Source organism: Ferrimonas senticii DSM 18821, assembly GCF_000422665.1.
Classification (GTDB): Bacteria; Pseudomonadota; Gammaproteobacteria; order Enterobacterales; family Shewanellaceae; genus Ferrimonas; species Ferrimonas senticii.
In genome coordinates, this window is sequence record NZ_AUGM01000001.1 from 55352 (window position 1) to 69592 (window position 14241).

Annotated in this window: 12 protein-coding genes; 5 read left to right on the forward strand and 7 right to left on the reverse strand. The window is 52.9% G+C overall.

Annotation, left to right across the window (positions count from 1 at the left end):
- The 5 genes from rsxC to G506_RS0100290 all read right to left on the reverse strand — a co-directional run.
- The coding region (rsxC, locus tag G506_RS0100270) for an electron transport complex subunit RsxC (RefSeq protein ID WP_205619441.1) at positions 1 to 2825 on the reverse strand (2825 nt) is incomplete at its 3' end.
- Between the two features lie 2 nt (positions 2826 to 2827).
- On the reverse strand, positions 2828 to 3382 hold the full coding sequence (rsxB, locus tag G506_RS0100275) for an electron transport complex subunit RsxB (RefSeq protein ID WP_028115127.1): 555 nt from the start codon (positions 3380 to 3382) through the stop codon (positions 2828 to 2830).
- A gap of 3 nt (positions 3383 to 3385) precedes the next feature.
- Entirely contained in the window at positions 3386 to 3964 is a 579-nt protein-coding gene (gene rsxA, locus G506_RS0100280) for an electron transport complex subunit RsxA (RefSeq protein WP_028115128.1), read from the reverse strand.
- 181 nt (positions 3965 to 4145) lie between these two features.
- Complete coding sequence (locus tag G506_RS0100285) at positions 4146 to 6044, reverse strand: EAL domain-containing protein (protein WP_028115129.1); 1899 nt, start codon at positions 6042 to 6044, stop codon at positions 4146 to 4148.
- Between the two features lie 474 nt (positions 6045 to 6518).
- Positions 6519 to 6791: a hypothetical protein gene (locus tag G506_RS0100290; protein WP_028115130.1), complete on the reverse strand. Its 273-nt coding sequence runs from the start codon at positions 6789 to 6791 to the stop codon at positions 6519 to 6521.
- A gap of 355 nt (positions 6792 to 7146) precedes the next feature.
- Between G506_RS0100290 and G506_RS0100295 the strand changes: the two genes are divergently transcribed.
- The gene (locus G506_RS0100295) at positions 7147 to 7413 is read left to right on the forward strand and encodes a DUF4212 domain-containing protein (protein ID WP_028115131.1); all 267 of its coding nucleotides are present in this window, start codon (positions 7147 to 7149) and stop codon (positions 7411 to 7413) included.
- Between the two features lie 4 nt (positions 7414 to 7417).
- Entirely contained in the window at positions 7418 to 9127 is a 1710-nt protein-coding gene (locus tag G506_RS0100300; RefSeq protein ID WP_028115132.1) for a sodium:solute symporter family protein, read from the forward strand.
- Positions 9128 to 9537: 410 nt separating this feature from the next.
- On the opposite strand, the gene rpoS is transcribed toward G506_RS0100300, so the two are convergent.
- Positions 9538 to 10494 carry an RNA polymerase sigma factor RpoS gene (gene rpoS / locus G506_RS0100305; protein ID WP_051201776.1) on the reverse strand — a complete coding sequence of 319 codons (957 nt, stop codon included), beginning with the start codon at positions 10492 to 10494 and terminating at the stop codon, positions 9538 to 9540.
- 581 nt (positions 10495 to 11075) lie between these two features.
- Here rpoS and G506_RS18270 point away from each other — a divergent pair.
- Positions 11076 to 12236: an endonuclease/exonuclease/phosphatase family protein gene (locus G506_RS18270; protein ID WP_051201777.1), complete on the forward strand. Its 1161-nt coding sequence runs from the start codon at positions 11076 to 11078 to the stop codon at positions 12234 to 12236.
- On the opposite strand, the gene torR is transcribed toward G506_RS18270, so the two are convergent.
- Positions 12184 to 12945 carry a two-component system response regulator TorR gene (torR, locus tag G506_RS0100315; RefSeq protein ID WP_240473364.1) on the reverse strand — a complete coding sequence of 254 codons (762 nt, stop codon included), beginning with the start codon at positions 12943 to 12945 and terminating at the stop codon, positions 12184 to 12186. The two genes, G506_RS18270 and torR, sit on opposite strands and share 53 nt — an antisense overlap.
- Before the next feature lie 138 nt (positions 12946 to 13083).
- On the opposite strand from torR, the gene G506_RS0100325 reads away from it, so the two are divergent.
- Together G506_RS0100325 and G506_RS0100330 are read left to right on the forward strand one after the other, a co-directional pair.
- Positions 13084 to 13728, forward strand: coding sequence for an MBL fold metallo-hydrolase (locus G506_RS0100325; RefSeq protein WP_028115135.1), 645 nt, complete (start codon positions 13084 to 13086; stop codon positions 13726 to 13728).
- A gap of 14 nt (positions 13729 to 13742) precedes the next feature.
- Complete coding sequence (locus G506_RS0100330) at positions 13743 to 14201, forward strand: hypothetical protein (RefSeq protein ID WP_028115136.1); 459 nt, start codon at positions 13743 to 13745, stop codon at positions 14199 to 14201.
- The last annotated feature ends 40 nt before the right edge of the window (positions 14202 to 14241 follow it).

The window sequence follows — 14241 nt, forward strand, 5'->3', positions numbered from 1 at the left end:
ACCGCCGGTTCGGCTGTTGGCTGCTCGGCTTGCTGTTCAGCCAGTTTCTTAGCTTTGGCTTTAGCAATGGCGGCAGCAACGGCGGCCTTGCGTTTGTCTTCTGCCGACGGGGCTGGGGCGGCCTCGGTAACCGCCGGTTCGGCTGTTGGCTGCTCGGCTTGCTGTTCAGCCAGTTTCTTAGCTTTGGCTTTAGCAATGGCGGCAGCAACGGCGGCCTTGCGTTTGTCTTCTGCCGACGGGGCTGGGGCGGCCTCGGTAACCGCCGGTTCGGCTGTTGGCTGCTCGGCTTGCTGTTCAGCCAGTTTCTTAGCTTTGGCTTTAGCAATGGCGGCAGCAACGGCGGCCTTGCGTTTGTCTTCTGCCGACGGGGCTGGGGCGGCCTCGGTAACCGCCGGTTCGGCTGTTGGCTGCTCGGCTTGCTGTTCAGCCAGTTTCTTAGCTTTGGCTTTAGCAATGGCGGCAGCAACCGCAGCTTTGCGTTTGTCTTCTGCCGACGGGGCAGGGGCTGCCTCGGTAACCGCCAGTTCAGCCATTGGCTGCTGAGCTTGCTGCTCTGATTGCTTCTTGGCTTTGGCCTTAGCAATGGCAGCAGCAACCGCGGCTTTGCGTTTGTCCTCTGCCGATGGCGCAGGGGCGGCCTCGGTAGCCGTCGGTTCAGCTGTTGGCTGCTCGGCTTGCTGTTCAGCCAGTTTCTTCGCTTTGGCTTTAGCAATCGCCGCAGCCACTGCCGCTTTACGCGGATCTGTTGCTGGCTCAGCATTGGTTTCGGCCGCTGACGTTGCGCCGGCATCAGTGGCTTGCGCTTGTTTAGCCTTGGCTTTGGCAATTGCTGCGGCAACCGCGGCTTTGCGCGGATCAGTCGCAGCTTCACCTTTGGTTTCGGACGCTGGCGTTGCGCCGGCATCAGCCGCTTGCGCTTGTTTGGCCTTAGCTTTGGCAATCGCCGCGGCAACGGCAGCTTTGCGCGGATCAGCTGCTTCATCACTGCCAGATCCACTGTTGGCTGCGACCTGTGCTTGCTTGGCTTTCGCTTTGGCAATGGCCGCTGCTACTGCCGCGCTGCGGGCCGTTGCTGGTGCGGCACTGCCTTCCGCGTTTTGGGCAGAGTTTGCCGCTTGTTGGGCTTTCGCTTTAGCAATGGCAGCGGCAACTGCGGCAGGCTTCTGCGCGGTTTGGTTGGCTGAGTCAGCCGTGTCTGCCGTTGCCTGTGCGGCTTTGGCTGCGCGAGCTTGCTCTTTGCGCTGACGGCGCAGTTCGGCCATATCGACGTTGCTGTTATCGCTGGTTGCTGCTTCAGCCGCCGCTTTTTGTGCTTTGAGCTTAGCCAGTGCCGCGGCAACGCCTGCCGATGGCGCCGCTTTGGCGGCAGTGCTAGCGGCTTGCTTATGGCGGTTCTCGCGTTCTTGCTTGGCTTTTTCCAAACGAGCTTGGCGTGCTTCAAAGCGGATTTTGGCGGCATCAGCCTTGGCTTTGGCTGCTCGCTCATCACGGATGGCGGCTTTAGCGACGCGGTAGAACTGCACTAAGGGAATGTCTGAGGAACAAACCGCCGCACAGGCGCCACACTCAATGCAGTCAAACAGGTTTTGTTGTTCGGCTTTGTCGTGCTCACCGGCTTTACTGTGCCAGTACAGTTGCTGTGGCAACAGTTGTTGTGGGCAAACCTGCGCACATTCGCCGCAGCGAATGCAGGCACGGGGAGCCGGAGCCGGTGGTAACTCTTTCAAGCTCGGGGCGATGATGCAGTTACTGCCTTTGCTTAAGCCGATGTCGGCTTGTGGCAGCGCAAAGCCCATCATTGGCCCGCCGTGGATCAGCGGTTGCTGTGCCAAGGCGATGGTGGCGGTTTGCTCCATCAGCCAATTAACCGGGGTACCTAGTTTGGCCCAGTAGTTACCCGGTTTGCCGGCTTGCTCACCGGTAACGGTAACCACTCGTTCGATCAGTGGCTCATCGTTAATTACCGCACGCTTGATGGCGTAGGTGGTACCTACGTTAACCATTAGCACACCCAAATCTGCCGGCAGTTTGCCTTTTGGCACCTGTTTACCGGTGAGGATCTGGATCAGCTGTTTTTCACTGCCGGACGGGTATTTGGTTGGGATCGATCGCAGCAGCACATGGCGCATATTGGCCTGCTTAAGTGCGGCTTCCACGGCCTTGATAGCGGCGGGTTTGTTGTCTTCAATGGCGATCAGCACTCGCGCTGGGCTTAAGATCTGATCCAGCAGCGCGATACCTTGGATGATCTCTTGTGCGCGCTCTTGCATCAGGCGGTCGTCAGCGGTGATGTAGGGTTCGCATTCCGCACCGTTGATCAGCAGCAGTTCGATCTTGTCTTTGGTCGCCAGTTTTACCGCCGATGGGAAAGTGGCACCGCCAAGACCAGCAATACCGGCGTCATTGACCAGTTGCTGCAGTTGTTCGGCGCTAAGCTGCTTGGGATCGTCGATTGGATTACGCGGGCGCCATTGGTCTAAGCCATCGGTGCGGATCTCAACCCCTATCTCGGTGAGTCCAGATGGGTGAGCGATCACCATCGGCCCAACGCGGCTGATGGTGCCAGAGCTTGGTGCGTGAATTGGCAGGCTCATCGGTCCGCTCGCACGGGTCAGCGGCTGGCCTTTTAGGACGTAATCGCCTTCACGCACCAGCAATTCACCGGCGTTACCGATGTGCTGTCGCAGCGGTAATCGCAGCAGTGGTGGTACCGGCAGTTCGCTAATGGCAGCGTGGCAGGAGAGCTCTTTGCGCTCTGGTGGATGAATCCCACCAAGGAAACCCCAAGTCTTACCAAGGTCGAGTTGTTCAATCAAAGTCTGCACGTTTAGGACACCTGTTTTACAGGGATACGGTCGATCTGCCAGTCCCAGTTTTGTGGAGTTTGTTGAATTGGCCGCATCTCGATGCAGTCGACAGGGCAAGGCTCTACGCACAGATCGCAACCGGTGCAATCGGCGCTGATGACGGTGTGCATCTGTTTGCCGCTGCCAACGATGGCATCGACTGGGCAGGCTTGAATGCACTTGGTGCAGCCAATGCACTGCTCTTCAATGATAAAGGCGACTCGCGGAGTGTTGTCTTTTACGCCGTCCAACGGCTCTGGCTCGACCCCAAGCAGATCAGCCAGTTTTTGCACGGTGGCGCTGCCGCCGGGTGGACAACGATTGATTGGCGCTTCGCCTTTGCCGATCGCTTCGGCGTAGGGGCGACAGCCAGGGTAACCACACTGGCCACACTGAGTTTGTGGTAATGCTGCTTCAATCTGTTCAACGATGGGATCGCCTTCCACTTTAAAGCGGATGGCGGCAAAGCCGAGTAGGCCACCGAAAATCAGGGCAAGAACGGTGATCGCAATCACCGCGATAACAATGCTGCTCATCGGTTATTTCACCAAGCCAATAAAGCCCATAAAGGCCAGTGACATCAAACCGGCGGTGATCATGCCGATGGAAGCGCCTTTAAATGGGGTTGGAACGTCAGCGGCAGCAAGGCGTTCGCGCATGGCCGAGAACAACACCAGTACCAGGCCAAAGCCAACTGCAGCACCGAAGCCATAGATCACCGAACTGATAAAGTCGTGCTGTTCGTTGATATTGAGCAGCGCGACACCCAGCACCGCACAGTTAGTGGTGATCAGCGGCAGATAGATGCCAAGCACACGATGCAGTGATGGACTGGTTTTGCGGACCACCATTTCGGTCAATTGTACCACCACAGCGATCACCAAGATGAATGCCAGTGTGCGTAGGTACTCCATCGCCAGTGGTACAAGGATATATTGGTGGATCAGGTAGCTGCAGACCGAAGCAAGGGTCAACACAAAGGCGGTGGCCATCGACATACCGATGGCGGATTCCAGCTTACTGGAGACCCCCATAAAGGGGCATAACCCGAGAAATTTGACCAACACGAAGTTGTTGACCAACACGGTACTGACCAGTAAGAGCAGATATTCGGTCATGAATGTGGGCGTTCAGAGAAAAATAAGCCGCCATTATCGGAAAATGACGACGATGAAACAACTGACGAACATTACGGTTATTCGCTGAATGAACAAAGCTTAGACGAGCATCACTGGGGAACGGTACTCAAAAGTCAAAAGCGCCCCGATGTTGGGGCGCCGTTTATCCAAGTTAATGAGGTCAACGCAGATCCGCTGGTAACGGTTTGGCGTTCATTGGTTGTGGTGATGCGACCAGATGGCCTTGAACGCCATCGACTCGCAGCGCTTCCATGGTGATCCGCTCTTCATATTGCTCGATGTGGGTGGCAATCACGCGGATCTCTAGCCGCACGGCAATGTCCAACAGCATTTTGACAAAGAAGCGGTTATTGGCGTCGTTGTCGATGTCTTTGCTGAAGCAGGGATCCAACTTGACGTAATCTGGCCGCAGCAACTGCAAGCTTTTGAATGAACTTAGGCTGTTGCCGAAGCGTTCCACCGCAATGCGGACGCCGTGCTGATGAATGCGAGCAATCCATTGGTTAAGCATCTGCGGTTTGATGTTGATGGCGTGTTCGTTGATCTCCAGCACCAAGCGGCCGCTAAGTTCCGGCGTACGGGTGATCCGTTCCTCCAACCAGCCTAAAAATTCTGGGTCGTTGACGGAATGACTGGAGATGTTAAAGCCGTAGCTTTGATCCGCCTCACCATGATGGATTATCTCTCGCACCGCTTGAGTAAACAGCAGTTTATCGAGTTCGATAGCGCGATCATGACGGTTGGCCATTGCGAACAATATTTGGGTTGGTAAGGGGTTACCGTCTTTATTGGTAAAGCGCGCCAGCAGTTCGCGATAGAAAGGTGTGTTTTCAGTCAGTGAGATCACCGACTGATAGGTAAACTCGATGCGAGTGTTGCTGATCACATCGTCAATTACCTGTGCCCAGCGATCGGTTTCCAGTTCAAATTCTGCTGATTCTGGCGCTAACTGATAGTGGCGATTAGGTCCTTCCGATTGGGCAATACTGATGGCGGTATCGAGTTGCATCAGTAGCTGACTGATGCGGTCATGGTGGCTGTAACTGACAGCACCAATGTAACCGGCGCTATCAAACTCCACACGCTGGGCGATGTCAGTCAGTTGTTTGCTTAGTTGCTCCATAATGGCGTTGACGTCCGCCATCGAACGGTTGGGCAATGCGGCGATAAAGTCGCTACCACCGTAGCGATAAAGGTGAACTTGATGTTGACCGTCGCTTAGCCCTTTAAGGGCTTTGGCGATGTTGATCAGGTAGCTATCACCGGCCAGTTTGCCTTGGCGGCTGTTGATCTCTTCCAACACCGAAGCTCGCACCATCAACAATTGGCCGATGTTACCGGGTTTGCTGAGCAACTCCTCCATTTCGGTATTGAATTGGGTGCGATTTGGCAGCTGCGTAAGCGGATCATTCATCGCCTCTAACGCCTGAGTCGCATTCGTGCGCTGCAGTTGCTGTACCTGCAATTTAAGTTTATCGCGGGTACTAATTAGGTTGGCGGCAAGGGCGGAAAATGGTCCAGTGATGGTTTGTAAGCCGCCAGGCAGATCCAAACTTGAGAGCTGCAAGCCTGCCAATTCCAGAGTAGTTAGATTGCGCTGTTGGCGGCGCCCTTGAATGATTACCAATACCGCGAGCAACAAATTGATCAGGGAAGTACCAAGCAGAATCGGTAGCATCGGTTTGCCGAAGCGGTTTAGGTAGTAATCACCGTCGAATCCAACCGTGACCGACTGTTGCTGCACCTTGGTTTGCTGTTGCAGTTGTGCCGCATCCAGTAACGCTGCAAGCGGATGAGTTGGCGCTTGATAGCTGCGATAGTTCCAAGGGGTTTGCTCACCAACCGAACCGATGCGGGCAAACTGCACCGGCAGGCGGTTAAACAGAGGTGTCAACGTCGCTTTGTCAGTGCTTGGACTGTTAGTGAGTTGACTAAGAAGCGCTTGCTGATCGTCTTGTAGTTGCTGTGTTACCTGCATCGAGAGCAGAAAGCCGCCACAAGCAATAACCGTCAGTTGGAAAATTATCAGCAACGCGATTGCGAAACGTGAACTGATCATGGCGTGAAAATATCCTTTTTTCGAGCACCGTAGATAAACACTATCACCAAGATAGTGGTAAGCCTTGACGTCAACCAGTTTCCTTTGTGGCTTAATCGGCGACAGCAATCTCAGCGGCCGTGTGCCACTCGAATCGACTGGCGACGTGTTGGCTTGGTGTGTAACGAACAACGGCTAGTGCGTTGATTTTACCCAAGTTGTTAACTTAACTGTTTGATATACAGTTCCCTTTTCTAATTGTAGCGCGATCTGGGTCACAAATAACAATAACATTACAATGACACCCAGATAGAACAACGTAAATCCTTATGACAAGAGCGAAATCCAAGCTGGATATGCTGCTTATCTGTTTTGTGGTGGTGATAAAGGGGGATTAGGGGGAGAAAAGTGACATGGGATCACTAGGCCAAGTTCAAGGGTAACAGCAGAGCCGACTCAAGCTTAACAGTGAATCGGCTCTGTTGTCTTAATGGGTTACAGCATCAGTTTTTTCGCTTGTTCCATCATCGCCAACATATTGCCACTGGTATCGGCGGTTGGGTCGCTCAGATAGCTATCGCGAATGGCTTCCACTTGCTCGTTGATCGACTCTAGGTCATCGGCATCTGCTTCGACACTCGGGGTGACTGTGGCAGCCTCTTGTTTGGCCAGTTCGCTGGCAAAGCTGCTGTTCGGGGCAGGCTGAGAAGCCACGTTGGTGCTTTGCTGTACTGGAGTGGCTACGCCGCCAACACTTATCGGATTCATCCTATTTTCTCCTGATAGGGTCGCGCAGGGATGGCCGCCGCGACTGTGGTCAATAAACCGCATCATTGCTGCTATTGAATGCTAGAGCTGTTTTCCTCTAACAATTTTTAAGCATGTTCTGTGCCAATAAGATTAGCTGATTGATTGACGCCAAGAGTGGTCAAACCGCTGTTGCTGCGGCTGGGTAGACCAAAGTATAGAAAGCCCAAACATCCAATCAATTATGTTTAATAACAGTGAGTTAAAAATTTATGAGCCAAGGTGCTGGCGACGCTCGACTAAGGTCTGACATCGACGGCGTATTGCCATTGCTAGGTTAGCCATGACGACTTTGCCTAAGTAATGGGAGATACGGATGGCTTTTGAAAGTAATGAACAAGCGCAAGCTTACTGGCGCGAAAACCTACGAATGATGTTGGGATTGCTGGCCATTTGGTTTGTAGTTTCATATGGCTTTGGGGTGTTACTGGTTGATGCACTGAATACTGTAGCCTTTGGCGGTTTTAAGCTTGGCTTCTGGTTTGCCCAGCAAGGTTCCATCTATGTCTTTGTGGCGCTGATCTTTGTTTATGTGATGAAGATGAATGCGCTGGACAAGAAATATAACGTGCAAGAGGACTAAGCCGATGGAACTGCAAACCTTAACTTATATCGTGGTTGGCCTAACCTTTGCGCTTTATATTGGCATCGCGATTTGGGCCAAAGCGGGTTCTACCCAAGAGTTTTACGTTGCTGGTGGTGGTGTCCATCCGGTAGCGAATGGCATGGCAACCGCAGCGGATTGGATGTCGGCGGCCTCCTTCTTGTCAATGGCGGGGCTGATCGCCTTTATGGGCTATGACGGTTCGGTCTATCTGATGGGCTGGACCGGCGGTTATGTGTTGCTAGCGATGTGCCTAGCGCCATATCTGCGTAAATTTGGCAAGTTCACGGTGCCGGACTTTATTGGTGATCGCTATTACTCACAAGCGGCTCGCACCGTGGCGGTGATCTGCGCCATCTTTGTCTGCTTTACCTATGTAGCCGGGCAGATGCGTGGCGTTGGGGTGGTGTTCTCGCGCTTCTTGGAAGTGGATATCACCATGGGCGTGGTCATCGGCATGGCTATCGTGTTCTTCTATGCCGTGCTTGGGGGCATGAAGGGGATCACTTACACCCAGGTGGCGCAGTACGTGGTGCTGATCACCGCTTACTTGGTGCCAGCGGTATTTATCTCAATCATGTTGACCGGCAATCCATTGCCGCAATTGGGCTTTGGTTCCACCTTGGCCGACGGTTCTGGGATGACGGTACTGGATAAGCTGGATGGGCTAGTAACCGAACTTGGCTTTACTCAGTACACCGATGGCTCCAAGTCCACCATTGATGTGTTCTTTATCACCGCGGCTCTGATGGTCGGTACCGCAGGTTTACCACACGTTATTGTGCGCTTCTTCACCGTGCCTAAAGTGTCGGATGCGCGGATTTCTGCCGGTTGGGCATTGGTGTTTATTGCGCTGCTATACACCACTGCACCTGCCGTTGCTTCGTTTGCGCGACTGAACATGATTGACACCATCAACGGCAGTGATGGCGCCGGTACCCTGTATGCGGAACGTCCTCAGTGGATTAAGAACTGGGAACAAACCAAGCTGATCGAGTGGACCGAAGATAAGAACGGCGATGGTCGTATGTTCTACTCTGGTGATGAGCGCAACGAGATGAAGATCGACCGCGATATCATGGTGCTGGCTAACCCTGAGATTGCCGATCTGCCAAATTGGGTCATTGCCTTGGTGGCAGCCGGTGGTATCGCGGCGGCACTGTCCACATCCGCGGGTCTATTGTTGGTGATTTCGACATCGGTATCGCACGATCTATTGAAACGAAACCTGATGCCGGACATTACCGACAAACAAGAGCTGACGTACGCGCGGATTGCCGCGGCAATAGCTATTGCGATTGCCGGTTACTTGGGAATTAATCCCCCCGGATTTGTGGCGCAGGTGGTCGCCTTTGCCTTCGGCCTTGCCGCATCTTCATTCTTCCCGGCAATCATTATGGGGATCTTCTCTAAGCGGATGAATAAAGAGGGTGCCATTGCTGGGATGATCAGCGGTATTACCTTCACTGCGGCCTACATCATCTACTTCAAGTTCGTTAACCCCGCAGGCAATGTACCAGCAAATTGGTTTATGGGTATTTCACCAGAAGGGATTGGTACTCTTGGGATGGTGCTGAACTTTGTCGTGGCATTCGCCGTCAGTCGTGTTACCAGTGAAACTCCACAAGATGTGCAGGATATGGTGGAAAGCATCCGTTTCCCTAAAGGGGCAGGTGAAGCAACTCATCATTAACGGCATGCCATAAGCGCAACGAAATAGCGAACTACAGGGGCTGAGCAATCAGCCCCTTTTTTTGTCGTTAAGAAAGTGGCGGTCAGTGTTTTCGGTTAAAAGCTTTTTAGTTGTCAGTTGTCAGTTGTCAGTTGTCAGTTGTCAGTTGTCAGTTGTCAGTTGTCAGTTGTCAGTTGTCAGTTGTCAGTTGTTGGCCATAAGTGTCAGCGGGTGAATGCGCTGGTGGCCAGTCCTTGTTTGCTGGCGGAATAGCTGGAATTGCATGGTGATGGGGATGGAGGCAAAGGTGCGTGTTCGCACGGGTTCTGATGCTCACAAAACCGCGGGCAAATTTGGTGGTGGATTTGGGCAGGGATAAAAAAATCCAGCGCGGTGGCCCGTGCTGGAAAGGTTCGAACGAGTTTGGGTTGCTAGGCTTTGTTGGCAAACAACGCTTCGGGATTCAACCCCTCGTTACTAAGTTTTTGTCGCAGTTTGGACAAGGCTCCGGTCTGGATCTGCCGCACGCGCTCGCGGGTAAGGCCAATCTCGTTACCGACTTTTTCCAGAGTCATCGGCTCATAGCCCAGAAGGCCAAAGCGGCGGGCGATGATCTCTTTCTCTTTTTCGTTCAACGACAACAGCAACTGCTTGACGGAATCGTTCATGTCGTCTTGTTCAACGGTGTCGCTGACTTCAATATCATCAGCCACCAAATCCACAATCGATTTGTCGGCGTCGCCGGCTAATGGGGAGTCAAGTGAAGTGGTTTTCTCTTTCAGTTTTAAGATCTTACTGACCTGCTCAACCGGCTTACCAACCTTATCGGCGATCTCTTCGATGGTTGGCTCGTGGTCTACGTCTTGCGACAACTGCCGAGCGGTGCGGATATAGAGATTAAGCTCTTTGACTACATGGATAGGCAAGCGAATGGTACGAGTGCTATTCATGATGGCCCGTTCAATGTTTTGTCGGATCCACCAAGTGGCGTAGGTCGAAAAGCGAAAGCCGCGCTCCGGATCGAACTTTTCGACCGCATGCATCAGGCCAAGGTTACCTTCCTCGATAATATCGAGCAGGGCGAGCCCTCGATTGTTATAGCGGCGGGCGATTTTCACAACCAAGCGAAGGTTGCTTTCAATCATGCGATTGCGGGACTTTACGCAGCCTTTGTGTACTCTACGGGCGTAGTACACCTCTTCTTCGGCGGTAAGCAGTGGCGAGAAACCGATCTCGCTAAGGTACATCTGGGTGGCGCCTATGTTCTTAACGAGATCTTGTTTGACTTGGTCGTCAATCGCCGAAGCGTCAAAGTTTTCCTCTTGTTGCTGAGTGTCGAGCGCTTCACGCGGCTCTTCCATGTCGTATACGGTGTTATCGAAGCTCATCGTGGTCTCCCATTCTTTGCTGCCAAGAATGCGATGTGTACAGTTGCAAGCAACTGACCCCTCACATGATTATGCATAGCCATTCACATAAATGACTTACAATGCCGAGGCCAAAATAACGTGCCAGATCAGTGCCTAGCTTGTTTTGGTCTGGGCTTTATCATCGTCGCTTACTGCGTCCTTCCCCAAATGGACAAGTCAGATGATGCTCCTATAACTCCACCCTACGGCTGCGATAACAAAAGATCAACATCATAAATTGGGGATATTATCCTGAGAAAAATATCAAACGACCGTTTAAAACTTACATGTTGTTGATGTAGCAATGAGTAGCCACTAAATAAGCAATTTTATGTGGATTGGGCGTATTTAAATGACGATGTTGCAAATTTGTTAATTTGATTTTGTGGCGATTCGGCAAGCGGCGACGTTTACCTTGATTTAAAGGAAAAGGCGGGGGCGTGATGGCGACGACGATCCGAATTAGGCGAGGGCTGTCGCAGGGCAGGGCACGCGGTTACTATTGGTGTTTTGGCCGACAGTTGCTGTTGGCGGGCTTTATTGTTGTTTCCGGAACCGCTATGGCTGCAAATACCGTTCGTATCGCTACATTCAACGTCAGCATGGAAGCGAGCAATTACCAAATGGATAGGCAGCAACCGCTTGTTCCCGATGCGCTAAAGCAGCGATTGCGTCATGGCAGACACCGGCAAATCAGGCAGATTGCCGAGATTTTGCAGAGGGTTAGACCTGACATCGTACTGTTAAACGAGTTTGATTATATTGCTGATCGCAGTGCCGGCATTGATGCATTTGTCGCTAATTATTTGACTAAATCGCAAGGTGGGGCGTTGCCAATTAATTACTCCTTTCGTTATGTGGCACCAGTAAATAGTGGTGAGCCAAGCCCGTATGATATTGACGGTGATGGGGTGGCATCAGCAACCGCTGGCGATGCTTATGGTTTTGGGTTTTATCCTGGCCAATACGGCATGGCGGTGCTGTCGCGTTATCCGATTATGACTAAGCAGGTTCGAACCTTTCGCAAATTGCCATGGCACAGCTTGCCGGACCCTCAACCAATCACTCACCCTGATGGCCGTCATTTTTACGACCGCAAGACGTGGCAAGGGTTACGACTGTCGTCTAAGTCCCATTGGGATCTGCCAATTCAAGTGGGTGATCAAGTGCTGCACTTGTTAGCCGCGCATCCAACCCCGCCGGTGTTTGATGGCCCAGAGAACCGCAACGGTGCCCGCAACTTTGATGAGATCCGCTTATGGGCTGATTACATTGCCGAGCCAGCGGCGAGCTATCTGGTGGATGATCAAGGACAACGTGGCGGAATCGTTGGCCAACGTTTTGTGATTGTTGGCGATTATAACGCCTCGGAATTTGAGGGCAGTGGCCGAGCCGGAGCAATCGCCCAGTTGCTGCACCATCCCAAGGTTAACGCAAGCCTACGTCCAAGCAGCGATGGTGGCGCTGAACATAGTCCGCAGCACCATAACGGCGCTTTTCATACCGCCAGTTGGCGTGCGCAAGTGGATTACGTATTGCCTTCAAAATTTGGTTTGCAGCCATTGGCTGGCGGCGTGTTTTGGCCACCCAAGAGCGATCCGCTGCATCGACTCGTTGCGGGTCGCAGCAGTTCGTCGGATCACCGTTTAGTGTGGATGGATTTGCAGATCATCTACTCGAAACCTGAGCGCCAAACAGATAACCCTCGCCATGAACTGTGACGAACAGTTTAGGGTGAGGTGGTTGTTCCATTTTGTTGCGTAAACGTCGCACTAACACATCAACCGTGCGATCGTTCGGGGCTTCAACGCGATTAGAGATCAGGTTCAGTAACCGTTCTCGTGGTAACACCTGCTGGGGATGATGGACAAAGGCGCACAGCAACTCGTACTCGGCTTTGGTGAGCTTAACCTCGGTTTGCTCGGTTGGGGTCTGATACCACAACTGGCGACTGGCCAGATCAAATTGCCAACCGGCAAATAGGGCGATGTGATGCTGTTGATCACTGTCGCTGCTGTTGGTCAGGTTGATGCGCCACAGCAAGTTTTTAACGCGCACCAGCAACTCCCGCATCTCGACCGGTTTGGTGACGTAATCATCAGCACCCATCTCTAAGCCAACAATTTTATCGACGGTATCACTGCGACCGGTCACCAAAATAATACCGACGTTGGAATTGGCTCGAAGTTGGCGGGTCAGCAACATGCCATCGGCATCCGGCAAGTTAACATCGAGCAAGATCATATCGATCGGATTTTGCCGTAACTGTTGTGCCATCTGTTCAGCGTCGCTGGCGGTATGAACGATATACCCAGCTTGGGTAAAATAGCCGGCATGGCGCAGTTGGGTGACTGGATCGTCTTCAACGACGAGAATGTGGTTACTGGCTTGGCTCATAAACGCGAGTTGCTCCGAGGTTCGGCCGCTCATGATGGCTATCATCGCTGTGGCTGACAAGCCCCATGAGTGCATGTCAGTGGATTATCCGATGATGATCACGGCCTTGTAGTAGGCGGCGATAGTTGATTTTGCTAACCTGAGCGACAGTTAACTCAGCGAGAAATAGCGATGAAATTCCAGATCATTCCGGTAACCCCGTTTCAGCAAAATTGCTCTTTGGTGTGGTGTGAAGCCAGCAAACAGGCGGCGGTAATCGATCCCGGCGGCGATCTTGAGCGCATCACCGCGGCGGCTGACTCCGCTGGCGTGACCATCAGTCAGATTTGGTTGACCCATGGCCACATTGATCACGTTGGTGGCGCAGAACGATTAGCGCAGCAGCTGGGTGTGAGTATCACCGGCCCGCATGAGGCGGATCGTTTCTGGCTGACTGCGCTGGATCAACAGTCGCAAAAATTCGGTTTTCCGCACATGGAATCGTTTGAAGCGGATCGCTACCTTAGCGACGGCGAACGTCTGACGTTGGGTGAGGTTGAGATTGAAGTGATCCACACCCCAGGCCATACCCCAGGTCATGTGGTGTTTTATCATCGCGATAGCGAAACCGCGTTTGTTGGTGATGTGCTGTTCCATGGCTCTATCGGCCGTACTGATTTTCCGATGTCCGATCATCAAGCACTGATCAATTCCATTACCCAAAAGCTGTGGCCGCTGGGCAATCAAGTGCGCTTTATTCCAGGTCACGGCCCAGGTGCGACCTTCGGTGATGAACGTCGCAGCAATCCGTTTGTTGCTGATGCGGTTTTGGCTTGAACAGGGAGCGAGCTATGAAACGATGGTTGTTGGCTGCATTGGTAAGCTTTCCGGCGCTGGCGCTAGAGGTCGGCACACAGATGCCGCCGTTGACGCTGGTCGATCAGTTTGACGCCGAGCACAGCGTACCGGTTAATGCGGGCACGATAGTGTTTACCGACAGCCGTGCCGCTGGTGCGATGGTTACCGAAGCGATGACGGCGGTTTCAGCACAGCAACGAAGCAAGCTCAACTATCTGGTCGATGTCAGTGGCATGCCTTCGCTGGTCACCAAGATGTTTGCTATTCCCAAATGGCAAGATCTGCCGTTTGCGGTGCTGATTGACCAGCAAGGGGAGATTACCGCAGCGTTGCCTCGTCAGCCGGATCAGGTGTCGATGCTGTGTGTCGCTGACGGGAAGTTGACTGAAGTACGGTACTACGCTGACGTTGCCACATTGCAGCAAGCGCTTAGCCAGCCTTGGTGTAACTAGGGCGTAGCTTGGCCAAAAGTAAGCCCCGACCTTGTCGGGG

What these genes read in the sequence shown, in the direction of transcription:
- rsxB (WP_028115127.1), bottom strand. Translation starts at nt 3,382, where the DNA reads ATGAGCAGCATTGTTATCGCGGTGATTGCGATCACCGTTCTTGCCCTG.
- rsxA (WP_028115128.1), bottom strand. Translation starts at nt 3,964, where the DNA reads ATGACCGAATATCTGCTCTTACTGGTCAGTACCGTGTTGGTCAACAAC.
- G506_RS0100285 (WP_028115129.1), bottom strand. Translation starts at nt 6,044, where the DNA reads ATGATCAGTTCACGTTTCGCAATCGCGTTGCTGATAATTTTCCAACTG.
- G506_RS0100290 (WP_028115130.1), bottom strand. Translation starts at nt 6,791, where the DNA reads ATGAATCCGATAAGTGTTGGCGGCGTAGCCACTCCAGTACAGCAAAGC.
- G506_RS0100295 (WP_028115131.1), top strand. Translation starts at nt 7,147, where the DNA reads ATGGCTTTTGAAAGTAATGAACAAGCGCAAGCTTACTGGCGCGAAAAC.
- G506_RS0100300 (WP_028115132.1), top strand. Translation starts at nt 7,418, where the DNA reads ATGGAACTGCAAACCTTAACTTATATCGTGGTTGGCCTAACCTTTGCG.
- rpoS (WP_051201776.1), bottom strand. Translation starts at nt 10,494, where the DNA reads ATGAGCTTCGATAACACCGTATACGACATGGAAGAGCCGCGTGAAGCG.
- G506_RS18270 (WP_051201777.1), top strand. Translation starts at nt 11,076, where the DNA reads ATGGCTGCAAATACCGTTCGTATCGCTACATTCAACGTCAGCATGGAA.
- torR (WP_240473364.1), bottom strand. Translation starts at nt 12,945, where the DNA reads ATGAGCGGCCGAACCTCGGAGCAACTCGCGTTTATGAGCCAAGCCAGT.
- G506_RS0100325 (WP_028115135.1), top strand. Translation starts at nt 13,084, where the DNA reads ATGAAATTCCAGATCATTCCGGTAACCCCGTTTCAGCAAAATTGCTCT.
- G506_RS0100330 (WP_028115136.1), top strand. Translation starts at nt 13,743, where the DNA reads ATGAAACGATGGTTGTTGGCTGCATTGGTAAGCTTTCCGGCGCTGGCG.